General features: G+C 73.9%; 13 protein-coding genes. 6 read left to right on the top strand and 7 right to left on the bottom strand.

Translation table 11 applies throughout. The annotated features are described in order from the left end of the window. Positions 1–72: 72 nt before the first annotated feature. From OG702_RS31055 to OG702_RS31045, 3 genes are all read right to left on the bottom strand, one after another. Complete coding sequence (locus OG702_RS31055) at positions 73–1,752, bottom strand: hypothetical protein (protein ID WP_327292258.1); 1,680 nt, start codon at positions 1,750–1,752, stop codon at positions 73–75. Between the two features lie 334 nt (positions 1,753–2,086). Continuing rightward, on the bottom strand, positions 2,087–4,093 hold the full coding sequence (locus OG702_RS31050; protein ID WP_327292257.1) for a helix-turn-helix domain-containing protein: 2,007 nt from the start codon (positions 4,091–4,093) through the stop codon (positions 2,087–2,089). Between the two features lie 96 nt (positions 4,094–4,189). After that, positions 4,190–5,017, bottom strand: coding sequence for a 3-hydroxybutyrate dehydrogenase (locus OG702_RS31045; RefSeq protein WP_327292256.1), 828 nt, complete (start codon positions 5,015–5,017; stop codon positions 4,190–4,192). A 252-nt stretch (positions 5,018–5,269) separates the two neighbouring features. Between OG702_RS31045 and OG702_RS31040 the strand changes: the two genes are divergently transcribed. Next, positions 5,270–6,784: an extracellular catalytic domain type 1 short-chain-length polyhydroxyalkanoate depolymerase gene (locus OG702_RS31040; protein WP_327292255.1), complete on the top strand. Its 1,515-nt coding sequence runs from the start codon at positions 5,270–5,272 to the stop codon at positions 6,782–6,784. A gap of 64 nt (positions 6,785–6,848) precedes the next feature. Here OG702_RS31040 and OG702_RS31035 read toward each other — a convergent pair whose 3' ends face one another. Then, complete coding sequence (locus OG702_RS31035; RefSeq protein ID WP_327292254.1) at positions 6,849–7,571, bottom strand: class I SAM-dependent methyltransferase; 723 nt, start codon at positions 7,569–7,571, stop codon at positions 6,849–6,851. A 277-nt stretch (positions 7,572–7,848) separates the two neighbouring features. On the opposite strand from OG702_RS31035, the gene OG702_RS31030 reads away from it, so the two are divergent. Then, on the top strand, positions 7,849–9,318 hold the full coding sequence (locus tag OG702_RS31030; protein WP_327292253.1) for an MFS transporter: 1,470 nt from the start codon (positions 7,849–7,851) through the stop codon (positions 9,316–9,318). 42 nt (positions 9,319–9,360) lie between these two features. Then, on the top strand, positions 9,361–10,050 hold the full coding sequence (locus OG702_RS31025; protein ID WP_327292252.1) for a TetR/AcrR family transcriptional regulator: 690 nt from the start codon (positions 9,361–9,363) through the stop codon (positions 10,048–10,050). A gap of 406 nt (positions 10,051–10,456) precedes the next feature. Here the strand turns inward: OG702_RS31025 and ykgO are convergent, their stop codons facing one another. Beyond that, positions 10,457–10,579 (bottom strand): type B 50S ribosomal protein L36, encoded by a 123-nt coding sequence (gene ykgO / locus OG702_RS31020; RefSeq protein WP_033172643.1) that lies wholly within the window; start codon positions 10,577–10,579, stop codon positions 10,457–10,459. A 105-nt stretch (positions 10,580–10,684) separates the two neighbouring features. Here ykgO and OG702_RS31015 point away from each other — a divergent pair, with 105 nt between their 5' ends. Both OG702_RS31015 and OG702_RS31010 read left to right on the top strand, forming a co-directional pair. Further along, positions 10,685–10,945 carry a hypothetical protein gene (locus OG702_RS31015; protein ID WP_327292251.1) on the top strand — a complete coding sequence of 87 codons (261 nt, stop codon included), beginning with the start codon at positions 10,685–10,687 and terminating at the stop codon, positions 10,943–10,945. 108 nt (positions 10,946–11,053) lie between these two features. Further along, positions 11,054–12,004, top strand: a complete 951-nt coding sequence (locus OG702_RS31010) for a GNAT family N-acetyltransferase (RefSeq protein ID WP_327292250.1) — start codon at positions 11,054–11,056, stop codon at positions 12,002–12,004. Positions 12,005–12,039: 35 nt separating this feature from the next. Here OG702_RS31010 and OG702_RS31005 read toward each other — a convergent pair whose 3' ends face one another. After that, on the bottom strand, positions 12,040–12,948 hold the full coding sequence (locus tag OG702_RS31005; RefSeq protein ID WP_327292249.1) for a LysR family transcriptional regulator ArgP: 909 nt from the start codon (positions 12,946–12,948) through the stop codon (positions 12,040–12,042). A gap of 69 nt (positions 12,949–13,017) precedes the next feature. Here OG702_RS31005 and OG702_RS31000 point away from each other — a divergent pair, with 69 nt between their 5' ends. Then, complete coding sequence (locus OG702_RS31000; RefSeq protein ID WP_327292248.1) at positions 13,018–13,629, top strand: LysE/ArgO family amino acid transporter; 612 nt, start codon at positions 13,018–13,020, stop codon at positions 13,627–13,629. Positions 13,630–13,654: 25 nt separating this feature from the next. On the opposite strand, the gene OG702_RS30995 is transcribed toward OG702_RS31000, so the two are convergent. Further along, on the bottom strand, positions 13,655–15,739 hold the full coding sequence (locus tag OG702_RS30995) for a SpoIIE family protein phosphatase (protein WP_327292247.1): 2,085 nt from the start codon (positions 15,737–15,739) through the stop codon (positions 13,655–13,657). Between the last annotated feature and the right edge of the window lie 18 nt (positions 15,740–15,757).

Below are 15,757 nucleotides of genomic sequence, written 5' to 3'. Positions count from 1 at the left end.
CCAACGGCTGCGCTTCGGTGGGCGGCGCGGGGGCTACCGGAGCAGCGCTGCCGCGGGATCGGGGACCTGGGGTCAGAAGCCGTACGACTCCAGTACGTACGCGCATTCCGTATAGATGTATCCGCCCTTGAACTGGTGGGTGTCGGCGATGGGCGTCGCGGAGTCGGCGTCGTCGATGGGCTTCTGCATGATGTACGACGTCCCGGCGGGCACGTGGAGTGTCCGCTTGGCGTAGTGCTTGCCGGTGTCCTTGCACGCGAGGCTCTGCCCCAGCGAGTCGCTGGAGTAGCGCGAGCAACTGCTGCAGCCCTTGAGGGTGAAGCTGCCGGTGACCGGTCCGGTGTAGAGGATCTCCACCGCGTCGGGGCTGTCGTTGGTGAAGGTCACGCTGATGGAGCCGCCGCTGCCCGTTCCCGGCACCTTCTTGCCCGCGGCGGGCACCTTCGTCGCGATCTCCGCGGCGATGGCCATCTTGAGCGCGAGCGGGCGGTGCTTGTCGTGCGGGTACTTCTCGGTGAAGCCGTTCAGCGTGGTGAGCGCCTCGTCGAAACTGCCGCTCTTGTACTGCGAGAGGCCGCAGTTGTACGTGCCGGTCTGCACGTAGCCGTCAGCCCGGCGGGAGTCCGCGCTCAGGGCGTCGGCGACGCCCGCCTTGTCGCCGGGCAGGGCCGCGGCGGCCGCGCCGAGCGCGCGCAGCTTGTCGGTGGTGCCGCACGGGTCGCTGCCGCCCAGGCCCTTCGCGGTGGTGTCGATGTTCGCCTTGACCGCCGGCTCCACCTTGGCGGCCTGCGGCGAGGTGGGGAAGGTGGTGAGCAGTTCGCCGAGCTTCCCGCCGTCGGACGCCGAGCCGGACGCGGAGTCCGGCGCGGAGTCGGTCAGCTCGGTGGTGCCGCACTCGTAGAGCGAGGTCGCGAGCCGGTCGTCGGGCCAGCCGGCCAGCGAGCCGAGCGTCTTGCGGTCCATGTGCTGCGGCACCGTCCGCAGGTACTGCAGCGGCTCTATCGCGTCGCAGAACTTCTTCTGGTCGTACGGCGTGCCCACCGCCGTGTAGAAGGCCTGCAGGCGGTCGGGCACCTTCTTCGCGGCCTTGGAGTCCGGGTGCTTGCTGTCGAGGTCCTGGTAGGAGCCGAGCGCCGAGCTGTAGTCGGACTTGGCGTCCGCGAAGGGCCGGGCCTTCGCCGCCTGCACCAGGTGGTCGGCCTTGTCGAGCCGGTCGAGCAGCATCTGCTGGGTGGCGTCGTCCTTGGCACCGTCGTAGTAGACGACCGCGCCGGCGGGCACCGCGAGCAGCACCAGGCCGAGCAGCAGCGCCAGCGGCGCCTGCGGCGGGAAGGACAGCCGGGTGCGCAGGCCACGCAGCGCGCCGTGCACGGCGGTCAGCACCAGGAAGACCAGGTAGGCGACCAGCACCCCGCCGGACACGCCGTCGGGGTCGGCGGGCAGCGCGCTCACCAGGAAGACGCCGGTGCCGATCAGGGCCACCGCGAACGCGATCCAGCGGCGGGTGAGCAGGTAGCCGATGCCGAGGCCGCTGAGGTTGAGCACGCCCACGGCGGCCGCGCGCAGCGGGTCGGCCGGCTCGCGCGGCACCGGCGGTGCGGCGGGCATCGGCGGCGGCCCGAACGGCGGCGGCGGCGGAAAGCCGCCGGCGCCCGGTGGCGGGGGCGGCGGGTAGCCGCCGTCCGGCGGCGGAGGCGGGCCGAAGCTCCCTCCGCCGTGACCGCTGTTCCCGCCCTGTTGACCCCAGCTCATAGCAACCCCCCGAGACATCGTCCCCACCCATGGATACGCGCGTGGGACGGCCGTGCCGTCCGCGCGAAGGCCCATTTATATCTGATGCACGGACGGGCGTGTCGGTTGCGTCCGAGCAGCCGGAGATGCGGTGTCTTTACGGGGGTTGCCCCGTGCGCCGGTGTCGCGCCTCTCCCGCCCCGGCGGTCCCGCAGGGGCGCGGCCAGCCGCGACGGCGCAAAGGAGCAACGCCACCGCAAGTGGCAACCACCCAGGGGCGCGGGGAACTGCGCGACAGGCCACCGGGCGGGGGAAGGTCCCGGGGCGGGGGGCCGGGGCAGGGCGGGGGGGAGCCTCAGGAAGGCGCCGCCAGCATGTGGAGGCGCAGCGCCAGCTGGAGTTCGAGCGCGCGCTCGGGGTCGTTCCAGTCGGGCCCGAGCAGCGCCTGGATCCGGTCCAGCCGCTGCACCACCGTGTTCACGTGCAGATGCAGCTCGTCCTTCGTCCGCGTCAGCGTGCCCCCGCACGCGAAGTACGCCCCGAGCGTGCGGACCAGCTCCGTACCGCGCCTGGCGTCGTATTCGAGCAGCGGCCCGAGCGTCGCGGTGACGAAGGACGTGACGTCCCGTTCGTTGCCCAGCAGCACGCCGAGAAAGCCGAGTTCGGCCGCGCCGGCCCCGTCCCCGACGCGGCCGAGCGCGCACAGCGCCCGCAGGCACCGCACCGCTTCCGCGTGGGCGTCGGCGAGGGCCTGCGGTCCGGACGCGGGGCCGGCGGCGGCGACCGTGACGGGGGCGCCGAGCAGGTGGGTGAGCTGGCCGGCCGCGGCCCGGGCGACGGCGCCGGGCGCGGCGCCGTCGTGCGGGAGCAGCAGCACCACCGTGCCCGAGCGTTCCGCGCTGATGCCGTCGCTGCCGAACAGGTAGCGGACCGCGGCCCCGGCCAGCCGGTCGTGGGAGCCGGGCGCCGCGCCCTGCGCGACCAGGACCAGGCACGGCCGGCTGAGGTCGACGCCCAGCCGTCTGCCGCGCACGACCAGGCCGACCGGGTCGCGCCCCGGCGCGGTCAGCAGGTCGGTGACCAGTTCGCCGCGCACCCGGTTCTCGGTCTCGGCGACGGAGCGGCTGAGCAGCAGCAGGAGCGCGGTGACGACGCCGGCCCGCTCGAACAGCCGGCGGTCGGAGTCGTCGAGCCGGCCGCGCCCGTGCAGCACCATGCTGCCGAGCAACTCCTGGCCGGCGAGGACCGCGCAGCTCCAGCGCCCTTCACGGAGCTCGGCCCGTGCGGTGGGCGCGGACGGCCCGTCGGCGGCGGCGGGCGGTCCTGGCACGGGCGGCGGGCCGGCGTCGAAGGGGGCGCCGCCGCGGCCGACCGCGGCGAGGGTGCGGCCATCCGGGTCGTGGATGGTGATGGCGCCGTCGAGCAGTTCGGCCACGGCCGCGGCCACCTCCGACAGGTCGCCGCCCCGCAGGACCAGGTCGGTGAGCCGGTCGTGCGCCTCCTCGGCGCGCTGCATCGCGGCGGCGTGCTCCTGGATGACGGCGCCGGCCTGCGCGAGGTCGGTGATGGCCCTGGCGGTGTCGATCGCGATGGCGGCGTGCGCGGCCAGCGAGCACAGCAGCGCCACCTCGTCGGGCGAGAACGGCCGCGGGGTGCGGTCGGCCGCGAAGAGCACGCCGATCACCTCGCCACCGGCGGGAGCACCACCGCCGGACCCACCACCGCCGGACCCACCACCGCGGGAAGCACCACCGCCGGACCCGCCACCGGCGGTGCCGCCGCGGGCGCCGAGCAGCAGCGGCACCCCGAGGATGCCGACCAGCCCCTCGTCGAGCACGCCCTCGTCGATGGAGCCGGTGTGCCGGAACCGCTCGTCGGTGCGGTAGTCGGGAGTGGCGTAAGGCCGGGAGGTCTGCGCGACGAGCCCGCCGAGGCCGTCGCCGTCGCCGAGCCGCAGGGTCTGGAAGAGCGGGGACACCGACCCGTCGGTGACGCGCATGTAGGTGTCGCCGGCCTCCTCGTCCCGCAGCGTCAGATACGCGGTGTCGGTGCCGAGCAGCATCCGGGCCCGGCGGACGATCGACTGCAGGACCGCGTCCACGTCGCGCAGCGCCGCGAGGTCGCCCGCGGTGTCGAAGAGCGCGGCCAGTTCCGACTCCCGGCGGCGGTGCTGGCGCAGGGTGCCGCGGACCCGCAGCGCCGTGGTGGTGGCCTGCTCCAGCTCCGCCAGGTCCGCGGCGCCCGCCCCGTGCGCCCTGGCCAGCGCGGTGAGCGCGCCGTACGCCTCCGCGGGCGCGTCCTCCGCGATGAGTTCGAGCAGCCGGCGCAGCGGACGGGCGATCGGGGCGGGGCTTTCTGCCATGAGGGGTCATCCAATCACCTGGCCGCGCGGCGTCCCAGACCTCGTACGCCACCGGATGCGCACGGGAACCGCGGGTCCCGGCGGCCCCGTGCGGGGTCAGTGCGCGGTCCAGCCGCCGTCCAGCGGCAGCGAGGTGCCGGTGATGTAGCCGGTGTGCGGGGAGCACAGCCACAGCGCGGCGGCGGCGACCTCGGCGGGTTCGATGAGCCGCTTGATCGCGGTGCGGTCCAGCATCACCTGCGCGACGACATCGGCTTCCGGGATGCCGTGCGCCAGCGCCTGGGTGGCGATCTGGTCCTCGACCAGCCGGGTGCGGACGTAGCCGGGGCTGACGCAGTTGCTGGTCACGCCGAACTCCGCACCTTCCAGGGCCACGGTCTTGCTGAGGCCTTCGAGTCCGTGCTTGGCGACGACGTAGGCGGACTTGAACGGGCTGGCGCGCAGGCCGTGCACGGAGGAGATGTTGACCACCCGGCCCCAGCCGCGGGCGTACATGTGGGGCAGGTTCCTGCGCAGGATGCGGAAGGGCGCCTCGACCATCACCTTCTGGATCAGGGTGAAGCGGTCCGGCGGGAACTCGTGGACGGGGGCGATGTGCTGCAGGCCCGCGTTGTTGACGACGATGTCGGCGTCGGCGGGCAGCGCGTCGACCGCGCCGGGGTCGGAGAGGTCGGCGACCAGGCAGATCCCGCCGGTCAGCGCCGCCGCCTCCTTGGCGCCCGCCGCGTCCTTGTCCACGACGTAGACGGTGGCGCCCGCCGCGGCGAAGGCCACCGCGCAGGCCCGGCCGATCCCGGCGGCGGCCCCGGTGACCAGGGCGGTGCGGCCGGCGAGGAACGGACCGCCGGCCGCTGCCGCGGCGGTGGCGTCGGCCGGTGGCGCGGCGGGGACCTGGTCCTGGCCGGGGCGCTGGGTGCTCTCCATGGCGGCCACGCTAGGAACGTTGCCGTACAGCGCACACGTGTCCTGCGCCCATACTTCCCCGGCCCGGGGTGGCGTCCGCACCCATGTCGCGGCGGCCGCCGGCCGGGCGGGCGGGGCGGTAGCCGCGCCGCCGCCCCGCAATGGCCGTGCGCGCCACTTCCGGCGCGCGGGCATGGGGGTCCGTCACGTGTCTGCGGCCTGGTCGCGGTCCTACCGTCCAACGCCAAAAGGATCCCCCCATAGGAGTGCGCCATGAACAGCTCTCCGCTCCCCCGCCCCGCGCCGGGAGCCGCCCGCGGGCCCGGCAGCGTCCGCCGCAGGATCGCCGTCGCGGTGACGGGCGTGCTCGCCCTGGTCGCCGCCTGCCGGGGCGCCGTCGCCGGCGCCGCGCCGGCCGCCGCGGCGGGCCTGACCCAGGTCACCTCCTTCGGCTCGAACCCGGGCAACCTCGCCATGTACGAGTACGCGCCCGCCGGGCTGCCGACCGGGGCGCCGGTGGTGGTCGCGCTGCACGGCTGCTCGCAGTCCGCGAGCGACTACTTCTCCCACTCCGGCTGGCAGAAGTACGCCGACCTGTGGGGCTTCGCCCTGGTCCTGCCGCAGACCAGCGCGTCCAACAACTCGCTGTCCTGCTTCAGCTGGTTCGACCCGGCCAAGGACACCCGTGGCAAGGGCGAGGCGGCCTCGGTCGTCTCGATGGTGTCGCACGCGGTGGCGCAGTACGGCTCGAACAGCCGGCGGGTCTACGTCACCGGCCTGTCCGCGGGCGGCGGCATGACCGCCGATCTGCTCGCCGACTACCCGGACGTCTTCGTCGGCGGCGCGGTCGACTCGGGGCTCCCCGCGCAGTGCGCCACCTCGCAGACCGCCGCCTCCACCTGCCAGTACGGCAGCCTCAACCTGACGCCGGCCCAGCTCGGCGACAAGGTACGGGCCTCCTACCCCGGCTACGCGGGCCCCTGGCCCCGGGTGGCGATCTGGCAGGGCGCCTCGGACTACACCGTCCAGCCGGTCAACGGAACCGAGTTGCGCGACCAGTGGACGAACGTGTGGGGCATCGGGCAGACCGCGTCGTCCACCCAGTCGCTGCCCGGCGGCACCACGCTCAGCGTCTACAACGACTCCTCGGGCGCGCCGGCGGTGCAGCTCTACCAGATCGCCGGGATGGGCCACGGGCTCGCGGTGGACCCGGGTTCCGGCACCGAGCAGTGCGGCACGGCGGGCTCGTACTACCTGGACACCATCTGCTCCAGCTACTACACCGCGCGCTTCTGGGGTCTCGACGGCTCGACCCCGCCCGGTGGTGGTGGCGGCGCCCTGCCGGCGCCCGCCGGGCTCACCGTCTCCGGCACCACCGGCAGCACCGTCTCGCTGAGCTGGACCGCGGTCTCCGGCGCGGCCTCCTACCGGGTCTACCGCGGCGGCACGCAGGTGGGTTCGCCCACCGCGACCTCCTACACCGACACCGGCCTGACCGCGGGCACGGCGTACAGCTACACCGTCGCCGCCGTCGACTCCGCGGGCACCGCGGGCCCGGCCTCGGGTGCGGTCGCCGCGACCACCACCGGGTCGGACAGCGGCGGCACGGGCCAGTGCTTCACCGACAACAACTACAACCAGGTGGTGGCAGGCCGCGCCCACCAGAGCGGCGGCTACACCTACGCCGACGGGTCCAACCAGAACATGGGCCTGTGGAACCTGTTCACCACGCACACGCTCAAGCAGACCGGCACGGACTACTACGTGATCGCGGACGGCGGCTGCTGACGGCGGACGGCCACAGGCCGCGCGGGCCGGGCCGTCCGCGACGCCGCGGGCCGGGCCGGAGGTGTCAGGCCCGGCCCAGCACCAGCCCGGCCCGCGGGCTGCCGTCCTCGCGGCGGCCGAAGTCGTCGAGCGCGTGGAGCGCCACGTCGAAGCCGGCCGCCGCGAGGTCGTCCCGCACCGCGGAGTACGGGAAGGTGCGGTAGTACATGACGAAGGGCGGGCGCCACACCGCGTTGCGCACCCGCATGGCGCCGTCGAAGCCGGCCGCCGCCCAGTACCAGGGCGAGGTGACGGGCGGCGGGGCGCCGATCGGGAAGGCGAACAGGCCGCCGGGGCGCAGCGCCCGGCGCACCTGGGCGAACAGCCCGGGCCGCTCGGCGGGCAGGAAGTGCCCGAAGGCGCCGAAGCTCACCACCAGGTCGAAGGCCCCGTCGAAGGGCAGCGCGCGGGCGTCGGCCCGTACCCACCGCGGCCGCGGCCCGCCGGCCGGCACCGCCGTCGTACGGGCCCTCGCCAGCATGCCGGCGCTGAAGTCGACGCCGGTCAGGCGCTTTCTGCACAGCGGTGCGAGTGCCCGCAGGCCCGCGCCCGTACCGCAGCACAGGTCGAGCCCGGCGTCGAAGGGGCCGAGCGGCGCCAGGGCGGCGGCTGTCGCGTCGAGGAAGCGGTCCGGGGTGCGGAACGGCGTGTGGTCGAAGGTCGGGGCGAGCAGGTCGTAGCCGCGGTCGACGGACGACAGCGCCTGGACGGCCAGTTCGCGCAGGGTGGGCCCCTCGGGTGAGAACACAACGTCAGAATAGGCCGGGTCCGGTGCACGCCGGGGTGGCAGAGCGCCCCCGGGTGGGGAGCGCACCGCCGTGGGAGCGCTCCCATTGCCCCGGGTTCCGGCACCGCGCCGGCCGGGGCCCGAAGGCTCAGGTCAGGGCCGGTGTGCGCGGGGCGCCCGAAAATTCCCGGGCCGGGTGTGCGCTTTCCCTCATCGGGATGAAACGGAATCGTCATTCCTGATCCCTTATCCTGGGCTTCCGGAATGATCGTTCCGTTTCATCTTGCGAAGGAGTTCCATGGCGTCCGAGACCCGGCGCACACACCACCAGGTCACGTTCGCGGTCCTTGCGGCGGGCGTGAGCGCGTACGCGCTGCTCCAGTCCCTGGTCACCCCGGTGCTGCCGACGATCCAGGCCGACCTGCACACCAACCAGAACACCGTGACCTGGGTGCTGACCGCCTACCTGCTGTCCGCCTCGATATTCACGCCGATCATGGGCCGGGTAGGCGACATGATCGGCAAGGAGCGCGTCTTCGTCGCGACCCTCGGCGCCCTGGCCGTGGGGTCGCTGCTCGCAGCGCTGGCCACCAACGTCACGGTGATGATCATCGCCCGGGCCATCCAGGGCATCGGCGGCGGTGTGCTGCCGCTGGCCTTCGGCATCATCCGCGACGAGTTCCCACGCGAGAAGCTGAACGGCGCGGTCGGCCTGATCGCCTCGATCCTGGCGGTCGGCGGCGGCCTGGGCATCGTGCTTGCGGGACCGATCGTCAACGCGCTCGACTACCACTGGCTGTTCTGGCTGCCGATGATCCTGACCCTGGTGTCGGCGATCGCGGCCCACTTCTTCGTCCCCGAGTCGCCGGTCCGCACGGCGGGCAGGATCAGCTGGGCGCCCGCGGTCCTGCTGTCCGCCTGGCTGGTGGCCCTGCTCGTCGCGCTCAGCGAGGCCCCGGTGTGGGGCTGGGGCTCCGGCAAGGTGATCGGCCTGATCGCGGCGGCCGTCGTGCTCGCGGTGGCCTGGGTGCTCGTCGAGCTGCGGGCCGCCACTCCGCTGATCGACATGAAGATGATGGCCCGGCCCGCGGTGTGGACGAACAACCTGGTGGCGCTGCTGGTCGGCGTCGGGATGTACGCGGTCTTCGCCTTCCTGCCGGAGTTCGTGCAGACCCCGAAGTCCACCGGATACGGCTTCGGCGCCAGCATCACCCAGTCCGGGCTGATCCTGCTGCCGATGTCTGCCACGATGTTCCTGGTCGGGCTCGGCGCGAACGGCCTCGCCAACCGCATCGGCGGCAAGAAGGTCGTCCTGATGGGCTCGCTGATCGGCGCCGCCTCGATGGCGCTGCTGGCCTTCGCGCACACCAGCAGCTGGGAGCTGTACCTGGCCACCGCCATCATGGGCGCGGGCTTCGGACTGACCTTCGCCGCGATGTCCAGCCTGATCGTCAGTGCGGTCCCGGCCGCGCAGACCGGTGTGGCCAGCGGTATGAACGCCAACATCCGCACCATCGGCGGCTCCATCGGTGCCGCGCTGATGGCCAGCGTCGTCACCGCGAGCCCGGCCGCCGACGGCCTGCCGCGGGAGGCCGGCTACACCCACGGCTTCGCCATGCTGGGCGCCGCCATGGTGATCGCGGCCATCGCGGCGACGCTGATCCCGGTCGGCCGTCGCACCAGCCGGATCGATTTCGCCGACGAGCCGCAGCATCCGGAGCTGGCGATGGTTCCCGGGGGTACCGTCGTGGGTGACAAACCGGAATGAGCCTTGGGGCGGCGGGCACCCGGCGGAAGTGAGTGAGCGGCGATGACACGACACGCGCACCCGAAGGCGGTGGCGCCGGCACCGGCGCCGCCGCCCGGCCAGGACCCGGCCGGCAAGCCGCTGCGACGGGACGCGGTACGCAACCAGCAGCTGGTCATCGAGGCGGCCCGTGAGGTGCTCTCGGAGTTCGGCACCGACGCGAGCATGGAGCTGATCGCCTCGCGGGCCGGCGTGGGCGTCGGCACGGTGTACCGGCGCTTCCCCAACAAGGAGGCGCTGGTCGACGAGATCGCCGGCCGGATGCTGCGCGAGCTGACCGAGGTGGCGCGCAGATCCCTCGCCCTGCCGGACGGCAGGGGCCTGGAGAGGTTCCTGCGGGTCATCGGCCGCTCGCTGGCCGAGCACCGCGGCTACGCCGACAAGCTGGTCACCCAGTCCAAGGCGTCCTGCGTCGAGCAGTTGCGCGACCGGGTCAGCCAACTGCTGGTCCAGGCGCAGGAGTCGGGACGGGTCGCGCCCGGCGTCGAGCTGGGCGACATCATGGCGCTGATCTGGGGCCTGCGCGGCATCGTGGAGACCAGCGGCGCCGTCGTACCGAACGCCTGGCAACGGCAGTTGGACATCCAGCTGGCGGGCTTGCGGGACGTCGCCGTTCCGCCGGACAGCCCCCCGGCGGTGACGCGCGAGCAGTTGCGGCAGATCGGCGCCGGAGGCGCGGCCCGCGAGGGCTGACGTCCCGCCGCGGTACGGGAGTCGGCGGCGGCGCGACGCGCGGCCATGCACAGCAATCCCAATATTCACTTCAAGTGGTCTGGTCCTCAGCGGACCCGGCACGGCATAGTGGGTCGAGCATGATCGACGACCGCCCGGCGACCGGACGATCCGCGGTGGCCCGGGGCGCCGCGGTGATCCGGACCGACCCCCGTCCGCGGTGTCGCGCGCCGAACACCCGGCGCGCGGCCGCGGCGGTCAGGGGGCCTTCCGGCATCGCACCGGCGCAACATGCCGGTGCGATGCCGCGGCATCCACCCGGTGGCCGTGGACACTCCGCCGACACCTCAGGCCCGCGGTCCGCGCCGGACATACCGCGGCCCCGACGCGGTGCGCCGGGGCCGAGTCGCTCAGCAGGTGCGCCGCGTCAGCCCTGGCGGGCCTTCGAGCGCGGGTCCTTGCGGTTGATCACGTAGACCTTGCCGCGCCGGCGCACGATCTGGGCGCCCGGGCGGTTCTTCAGCGACCGCAGGGAATTGCGTACTTTCATGGGGGCGCCTTTCTCTTCGTGTGCTCGTCATACTCTTCCTGCACGCTTGACAACGGCGGCGGCCCGGTATTCATTCCACCGCGCCGCCCGTACGGAGGAGACGGCATGAGCGACGCATCACAGCCCCCGCAGGAGGAGCCGGACTTCTCGCCCGGTTTCTCCAGCCCGGACTTCTCCAGCCCCGATTTCAGCGGCCCCGACTCCTCGATAGGCGACTACACCCCGCCCGACTACGTCGTCCCGCCCTTCGAAGGCCCCGACTACGAGGCGGAGGGCGCCGACGACCTCGTCCCTGACGAGATCGGCTTCACCAAGCCCGGTTTTTCCAGCCCGGACTTCACCACACCGGGGGCGATGGGGGAATAGCCGCCGCCGGACGGCCCGCACGGCCGGCGGAAAAGATCTCGCGCCGGGGGGACTCGCGGTGTTGACTGCGGCGGACGATCCAGCACCCCCACCCCGCGGAGCCACAGCTTGCCTCTGACACGACGCACCGACCTGGCCGTACGCCCGATCACCGGGCCGGAGGAGCTCGGCCTGTTCTCCCGGCTGCCCTACGTCCTGAACGGCGAGCTGGCCGACGACCTCGCAGCCGGGCGCCGCCGCCCGGAGTGGATGTGGGTTGCGCTGCGCGGCGACCGCCTGCTGGCCCGGGCGGCGTGGTGGGGACGCGCCGGCGACGGCGTCCCCCTCTACCTCGACGTGCTGGACATCGAGGACGACGCCGGGGACCCGGAGCGGCTGGAGGTGGCCGAGCACCTGGTGCGCACGGCGACGGCGGCGGTCCTTCCCGGCGCTGCCAGGCCGGAGTACACCCGTTTCCTGCCGCCCGACTGGCGGGACCACGGCGCCACCCGGCAGGCCGTCGAGGACCGGATGGCCGTACTGGAGCGGACCGGCGCCCGGCTCCTCGTGGAGCGGCTGCGGCTGGAATGGCGTCCGGGCACCGCGATCCCCGCCCTCGCGGGGAGGCTCGCCTTCCGGCCGGTGCGGGACGACGAGGAGATCGTCGCCCTGATGACCGCGGTGCTGGAGAACACGCTCGACGCCCACAGCCTCGACGCGCTCGCCACCGCCGGACCCCGCGAGGCGGCGGCCGCCCACTTCGAGGACGAGCTCGCCCGCTACGCCAGCCCGCGCGCCTGGTGGCTGGTCGCGACACTGCCGGACGGCGCCCCCGTCGGCTTCGTCATCCCGGCCAGGAACGCCTACCACCCGATCATCGCCTACATCGGCGTCCTCCCCGCCCATCGCGGCCACGGCTACATCGACGACCTGCTGGCCGAGGGCACCCGCGTCCTCGCCGCCCAGGACGCGCCGCGGATCCGCGCGTCCACCGACCTCGGCAACGCCCCGATGGCCCGCGCCTTCGCCCGCGCCGGCTACGTCACCTTCGAGCGCATGATCAGCATGATCTGGTCCTGACCGCGCCCCGCTGCCCGGCGGCCGGGCAGGGCGGGTCAGACCGGCCCGAGGGCGCCGGCGGCGGCGCGGGTGACGGCGGCGGCGAGGGCGGCCAGCGGCGGGGAGTCGAGCTTCCACTGCTGCCAGTAGAGCGGCACGTCCATGGCCTGGTCCGGGGCGAGGTCGACCAGGGCGCCGGCCGCGCGGTAGGGGGCGGCCTGCGCGTCGGGGACCATCCCCCAGCCCAGGCCGGCGGCGACGGCGGCCGTGAAGGACTCGGAGGCGGGAACGTAATGCCGTGCCTGGCCGGTCGTGGGGCGGCCGGGGGCGAGGCGGCGCAGGAAGCCGTCCTGGATGTCGTCCTTGCGGTCGAAGACCACCATGGTCGCGGCGGGCAGCAGCTCGGCCAGCGGGCCGCCCGACAGGTGCCGGGCGGCGAAGGCGGGGGTCGCGCAGGCGCGGTAGGTCATCCGGCCGAGCGGGCGTACGGAGCAGCCCTGCACGGGCTCGGGCGAGGAGGTGACCGCGGCCATCACCCGTCCCTGGCGCAGCAGCAGCGCGGTGTGGTCCTGGTCGTCGCGGTGCAGGTCGAAGCAGGCGTCCAGGCGGCCGGCAGCCTCGGCCAGCGCGGGCAGGAACCAGGTGGCGAGGGAGTCCGCGTTGACGGCGACCGGCACCGTCATCGGTCCCGACCCGCCGGTCAGGCCGATCTCCGCGGCCGCGTCCTGCTCCAGCCGGGCCAGCTGCCGCCCGAACCGGACCACGACCTCGCCCGAGGGTGTCGGCCGCACCGGCTTGGACCGCAGCAGCAGGACCCGCCCGGTGCGCTGCTCCAGCGCCTTGACCCGCTGGCTGACCGCGGACGGCGTCACGTGGAGCCGCGCGGCCGCCGCTTCGAAGGTGCCCTCGTCCACCGCGGCGAGCAGCGTACGTACCTGGTCAAGCGGCAGGCCGGTCGTCGTCATCACAACAGCTAATGTTAGTGAAGAAACCTTAGCTGGACTGCGCGCACCGGACTTTCCTAACCTCGGTCCATGAACACGGCTCTCCTCGCGGCCCTGGCCGGCCTCGGCACCGGCCTGTCGCTGATCGTGGCGATCGGCGCGCAGAACGCCTTCGTCCTGCGCCAGGGCATCCGCCGCGAGCACGTGGCCGCGGTGGTCGCGATCTGCGCGCTGTCCGACGCGGCGCTGATCTCCGTCGGGGTCAGCGGAGTGGGCTCGGTGGTCAGGGCGTGGCCCTCGGCGGTCACCGTCACCGGCTGGATCGGCGGCGCCTTCCTGGTCTCGTACGGCGTGCTGGCCGCCCGCCGGGCGCTGCGGCCGGAGCGGCTTGAGGCGGCGGGCAGCGCCGGCGGCTCGCTGCGGGCCGCGGTGGTCACCTGCCTGGCGATGACCTGGCTCAACCCGCACGTCTACCTCGACACCGTGCTGCTGCTCGGCTCCGTCGCCAACGGCTACGGCGGCTCGCGCTGGCCGTTCGGCGCCGGGGCGGCGGCCGGCAGCGTGCTGTGGTTCAGCGGCCTCGGCTTCGGCGCCAGGCTGCTGCAGCGGCCGTTCTCCCGGCCGGGGTCGTGGCGGGTGCTGGACGTCGTCATCGCGTGCACGATGGTCACCCTCGGGGTGCTGATGGTGGCCCGCGCTTGAGCCGCCGCCGTACCGCGCCAGCGGGTCAGGTCAGCCGCGCGGCTGACCACACGCGGCCCCGCGAGATGGGCCGGAAGCCGATCACGGCCGCGTCGTCGCGGCGGTCGGCGGCCGCGGCCAGCAGCCGCTCGCACAGCGCGGCAAGCGGCAAACCCGCCACCCGGGCCTGCTCGGCGTGCCCGGCCAGCGCGGCCATGCCCTCGGTCAGATCGGTACCGGGCACCTCGATCAGGCCGTCGGTGTAGAGCAGCAGCGTGTCGCCGGGATGCAGTTCCAGGTGCCGGGTGGTGCGGGCCATCCAGGGCGCCACGCACAGCGGCAGGTCGGGGCCGTCGCCTTCGAGGAAGCGCGGCGGCTCGGTCGCCGAGAGCAGCAGCGGCGGCGGATGCCCGGCATTCGACCACGAAGCGTGCCAGCGGCCGCCGGGCCGCGGCTCCAGCCGGGCGTGCACGGCGGTGACCAGCGGCGCGATGGCCAGGCCTTCCGCGACCCGGTCCAACCGGGCCAGGCACTCCCCCGCGGTGTTCTGGCCCGACCGGTCGAAGACGATGACCCGCAGCATGCTGCGCAGCTGGCTCATCGCGGTCGCCGCCTCCAGGTCGTGGCCGGCGATGTCGCCGATCGAGAGGGTGACCGAACCGTCGGGCAGCAGCAGCGAGTCGTACCAGTCGCCGCCGATCTCCGCGGTGGTGCTGGCGGGCTGGTACTGCGCGGCCAGCTCGGCGCCGACCACCTCGGGGGTGGGGGTGAGCAGGGCGCGCTGCAGGGTCAGCGCCGTGTGGCGGGTGCGCTGGAGCTCCATGGCCTGCCGCAGCGGGTCGCGCACCTCCTGCACGACCTCGCCGAACATCTGCAGGTCGGCCGGGCCCGGCGGCGGGCTGTCGGCGCAGCCGGCGGCGACGGCGAAGGCGACGACCGCCGCGTCGATCACGATCGGCACCATGGTGATGCTGGTGGCCCTGGCCTCCCGCAGCCAGCTGCGGGACAGGTCGGGCAGCACGTCGGAGGGCGGCTGGCCCGCCGGGAAGGTGAACAGCCGCGGGCGGCGGCTCTCGATGACCTGCTGGGCCACCCGGCCGACCGGCCGCGGCAGCCCGCTCAGCGGCGGCAGCTCCGGCAGCCCCTCCCGGGCCGTGGCGGCGACCCGGGTGGCGGTCGGCGTGTCGTCCGGGCCGGGCAGGTCGGCCGGGGGCAGCAGGAAGACCGCGCAGACGTCGGTCAGCTCGGGCACCACCGCGGCCGTCACCGCGCTGAAGGCCTGCGGCACGTCGTTCGCCGAGATCACCGTCGCGACCCTGGCCCGCAGCCGCTCGCGCAGCTGGTTGCGCCACTGGTCCTCGATGTCGGCGGTGGTGCCGATCCACTCCACGGTCACGCCGTCACGCACGATCGGCACCGCGCGGGACTGCACGCGCCGGTAGACGCCGGAGGCGGTCCGTATCCGGAAGGTGCACACGAACATCGCCGTGGGGTCGCCGGCCGACTCCCGCCAGCTGCGCACCAGCCGGTTGCGGTCGTGCGGGTGGACCGCGGACAGCCACTCCTGGTCGATGACCGGCCGCCACGGGTTCCCGGTGAACTCCTCGAAGCCGCCGACCAGCTCCTGGATCTCGCCGGAGGGCTGCATCAGCCAGACGATCTGGCTGACCGCCGACATCAGTGCCTCGTAGCGCTGCAAGGCCTGGTGCCGCTCCTCGGACAGCAGCTGGGCGCGATCGGCGGCCTGCACCTGCGCGGTGGTGTCGATGGCCACCGTGAGCACGCCGGGGCCGTGCCGGGACTCCATCGGGGAGCAGCTGTAGACGAAGTGCCGGATGCCGGGTGCGCCGGGGGTGCGGCCGTCGGTGCGGCGGGGGGAGGTGACCTGGCGGGCGGTGCGGTCGCGGAAGACGTCGTCGAGCATGGTGAGGAAGGGGGCGGCTGCGGGTTCGCCGAAGGCCTCGCGGGCCGGGGCGCCGAGCGTGCGGAAGCCGAAGAGGGCCCGGAAGGCGTCGTTGTAGTAGACGAGCAGGTGGTCGCTGCCCGCCGTCATCGCGATCGGCACGATGGCGCTGTCGAACACCTCGGGTTCGAGTTCGGGCACACCGGTGTCGTGGCGGCTACGCCTCATCCTCCGATCATCGCGCGG

The organism is Streptomyces sp. NBC_01198, assembly GCF_036010485.1.
Classification (GTDB): Bacteria; Actinomycetota; Actinomycetes; order Streptomycetales; family Streptomycetaceae; genus Actinacidiphila.
This window is presented reverse-complemented; position numbering and strand designations above follow the sequence as displayed.

What these genes read in the sequence shown, in the direction of transcription:
- OG702_RS31055 (WP_327292258.1), bottom strand. Translation starts at nt 1,752, where the DNA reads ATGAGCTGGGGTCAACAGGGCGGGAACAGCGGTCACGGCGGAGGGAGC.
- OG702_RS31025 (WP_327292252.1), top strand. Translation starts at nt 9,361, where the DNA reads ATGACACGACACGCGCACCCGAAGGCGGTGGCGCCGGCACCGGCGCCG.
- OG702_RS31005 (WP_327292249.1), bottom strand. Translation starts at nt 12,948, where the DNA reads ATGACGACGACCGGCCTGCCGCTTGACCAGGTACGTACGCTGCTCGCC.
- OG702_RS31050 (WP_327292257.1), bottom strand. Translation starts at nt 4,093, where the DNA reads ATGGCAGAAAGCCCCGCCCCGATCGCCCGTCCGCTGCGCCGGCTGCTC.
- ykgO (WP_033172643.1), bottom strand. Translation starts at nt 10,579, where the DNA reads ATGAAAGTACGCAATTCCCTGCGGTCGCTGAAGAACCGCCCGGGCGCC.
- OG702_RS31030 (WP_327292253.1), top strand. Translation starts at nt 7,849, where the DNA reads ATGGCGTCCGAGACCCGGCGCACACACCACCAGGTCACGTTCGCGGTC.
- OG702_RS30995 (WP_327292247.1), bottom strand. Translation starts at nt 15,739, where the DNA reads ATGAGGCGTAGCCGCCACGACACCGGTGTGCCCGAACTCGAACCCGAG.
- OG702_RS31000 (WP_327292248.1), top strand. Translation starts at nt 13,018, where the DNA reads ATGAACACGGCTCTCCTCGCGGCCCTGGCCGGCCTCGGCACCGGCCTG.
- OG702_RS31045 (WP_327292256.1), bottom strand. Translation starts at nt 5,017, where the DNA reads ATGGAGAGCACCCAGCGCCCCGGCCAGGACCAGGTCCCCGCCGCGCCA.
- OG702_RS31040 (WP_327292255.1), top strand. Translation starts at nt 5,270, where the DNA reads ATGAACAGCTCTCCGCTCCCCCGCCCCGCGCCGGGAGCCGCCCGCGGG.
- OG702_RS31015 (WP_327292251.1), top strand. Translation starts at nt 10,685, where the DNA reads ATGAGCGACGCATCACAGCCCCCGCAGGAGGAGCCGGACTTCTCGCCC.